This is a genomic window from Pantoea sp. EKM101V (assembly GCF_011800325.1).
Classification (GTDB): Bacteria; Pseudomonadota; Gammaproteobacteria; order Enterobacterales; family Enterobacteriaceae; genus Pantoea; species Pantoea anthophila.
Genome location: NZ_JAALFP010000027.1, coordinates 1 through 2258, shown reverse-complemented (window position 1 = coordinate 2258; position 2258 = coordinate 1). Strand labels below are relative to the sequence as shown.

The following is a 2258-nucleotide window of genomic DNA, read 5'->3' as shown; positions in this document are numbered from 1 at the left end:
GGACAGACTTTGGGCTCCGGCATCTTAAGGGGCTCTTTGATCGGGTGTTCCGGGTGACCATAGTTGGCACAGCTGGTGATCACTTTCACCGCATCACAGGGCAGAAAATGCACCGTGATCCCGCAGATTTCCTGTCCCGTATAGTCCGGAAGCGGTACCACCGCGCTGTGCTGCTTATTCTGGGCCTTCATTTTGTTTCGCCACGCATTGTATTTTTCCCTATTTGCAAACCCCGGAAATCCGTCCATATCGCCCACTCCAGTTTCCCAGTCGATTTTGACCGTCATTCCCGGCCGCCACTTCGCCGGCACGCCATAGCAGCAGCCGCCCCCGCCGCCCTGATACGGCCCGATGATGTCTATCCCCGACTGACCGTCGACGCTGAAATGGTTGATTGCCCATCTGGTGTGGTTGATGGCCTCGATGGTTCCACCACCGCCACTCCGGATTTCCGCATTCGCCGCCGGCTGGCTGCATCCCGCCAGCAGCAGGGCACCCGATACCACGAGGTAAAGTCGTATTTTCATTTTGCATTCCTTTGATGAATTAACGCGTTACTGCGCCCTGCTCAGCCATGTCCTGGTGCGATGGCATGGCAGAGCATTACTGAAGGGGAATAAAGGTCAGGCTGGTGATTATTGCGGACAGACTTTTGGCTCCGGCATCTGCAGCGGCTCGTTGATTGGGTAGCCCGGCCGGCCGGGGCTCACGCAGCTGGTGGTCACTTTCACCTCATCGCAGGGCATAAAGTGCACCGTGATCCCGCAGGTCTTTTGCCCCGTATAGTCCGGTACTGGGACAACCTTGCTATGCTGCCGATTATTAGCACTCATTTTTTTTCCCCAGGCGCGATACTTAGCTGTATCCGCAAACCCAGGAAAACCTCTCATTGAGGCTTCTCCGCTTTCCCATTCCACCCTCACCGTCATACCCGGCCGCCACTTCGCCGGCACGCCATAGCAGCAGCCGCCCCCGCCGCCCTGGTACGGCCCGATAATGTCTATCCCCGACTGACCGTCGACGCTGAAATGGTTGATTGCCCATCTGGTGTGATTGATGGCAACAATGGTTCCACCACCGCCACTCCGGACTTCCGCATTCGCCACCGGCTGGCTGCAGCCCGCCAGCAGCAGGGCACCCGGTACCACGAGGTAAAGTCGTATTTTCATTTTGCATTCCTTTGATGAATTAACGCGTTACTGCGTCCTGCTTTGCCATGTCCTGGTGCGATGGCATGGCTGAGCATTACTGAAGGGAGATAAAGGTCAGGCTGGTGATTATTGCGGACAGACTTTTGGCTCCGGCATCTTAAGCGGCTCTTTGATCGGGTGTTCCGGGTGACCATAGTTGGCACAGCTGGTCGTCACTTTCACCTCATCGCAGGGCATAAAGTGCACCGTGATCCCGCAGGTTTCCTGTCCCGTATAGTCAGGTAGCGGTACCACCGTTCTGTGCTGCTTATTCTGGGCCTTCATTTTTTTTTCCCAGGCCTTATATTTTTCCCAGTCAGCAAAGCCCGGAAACCCCTTTGAGCCACCCACCCCCGTTTCCCAGTCGACTTTCACCGTCATACCCGGCCGCCACTTCGCCGGCACGCCATAGCAGCCGCCGCCCCCGCCGCCCTGATACGGCCCGATAATGTCTATCCCCGACTGACCGTCGACGCTGAAATGGTTGATTGCCCATCTGGTGTGGTTGATTGCCTCTATGGTTCCGCCGCCTCCGCGGATTTCAGCATTCGCCGCCGGCTGACTGCATCCCGCCAGCAGCAGGACACCCGGTACCACGAGGTAAAGTCGTATTTTCATTTTGCATTCTTTTTATGAATTAACGCGTTACTGCGTCCTGCTCAGCCATGTCCTGGTGCGATGGCAGACTGAGCATTACTGAAGGGGAATAAAGGTCAGGCTGGTGATTATTGCGGACAGACTTTTGGCTCCGGCATCTTTAGGCGCTCGTTGATCGGGTGTTCCGGGTGACCATAGTTGGCACAGCTGGTCGTCACTTTCACCTCATCGCAGGGCATAAAGTGCACCGTACTCCCGCAGGGTATCGCCTTCGCGTATCACTGCTTTCATCCTTTGTTCCTCCCTGAATCAGGCCGTTACGGTCGCCTTAAGACTTTCCGCCCAGCCGGACTCAATCATCGATTTTGCCAGCGCCAGCCGCTGCTCGCTGATAACCTGAGTCTGCTGTGCAACCACCGTGCCTGGCTCCATCGTTGGTGCCTGCAGCTGTGCGGCATCAGGCAGCATCGG

General features: G+C 56.6%; 3 protein-coding genes and 1 pseudogene. All 4 read right to left on the bottom strand.

The features are described 5' to 3' along the window. Positions 1-527 (bottom strand): DUF3304 domain-containing protein (locus HFD92_RS21440; protein ID WP_167429670.1); only part of this gene is annotated, 527 nt, incomplete at its 3' end. Between the two features lie 108 nt (positions 528-635). Then, positions 636-1169 (bottom strand): DUF3304 domain-containing protein, encoded by a 534-nt coding sequence (locus tag HFD92_RS21435; protein ID WP_167429669.1) that lies wholly within the window; start codon positions 1167-1169, stop codon positions 636-638. Between the two features lie 108 nt (positions 1170-1277). Then, a complete protein-coding gene (locus HFD92_RS21430) occupies positions 1278-1808 on the bottom strand; it encodes a DUF3304 domain-containing protein (protein ID WP_167429668.1) in 531 nt (176 codons plus the stop codon). 107 nt (positions 1809-1915) lie between these two features. Further along, a pseudogene (locus HFD92_RS21860) lies at positions 1916-2047 on the bottom strand (DUF3304 domain-containing protein); the annotation flags it as partial. Between the last annotated feature and the right edge of the window lie 211 nt (positions 2048-2258).

Bases quoted from the DNA above. Each gene is read 5' to 3' on its own strand.
- HFD92_RS21430 (WP_167429668.1), bottom strand. From the start codon at position 1,808: ATGAAAATACGACTTTACCTCGTGGTACCGGGTGTCCTGCTGCTGGCG.
- HFD92_RS21435 (WP_167429669.1), bottom strand. From the start codon at position 1,169: ATGAAAATACGACTTTACCTCGTGGTACCGGGTGCCCTGCTGCTGGCG.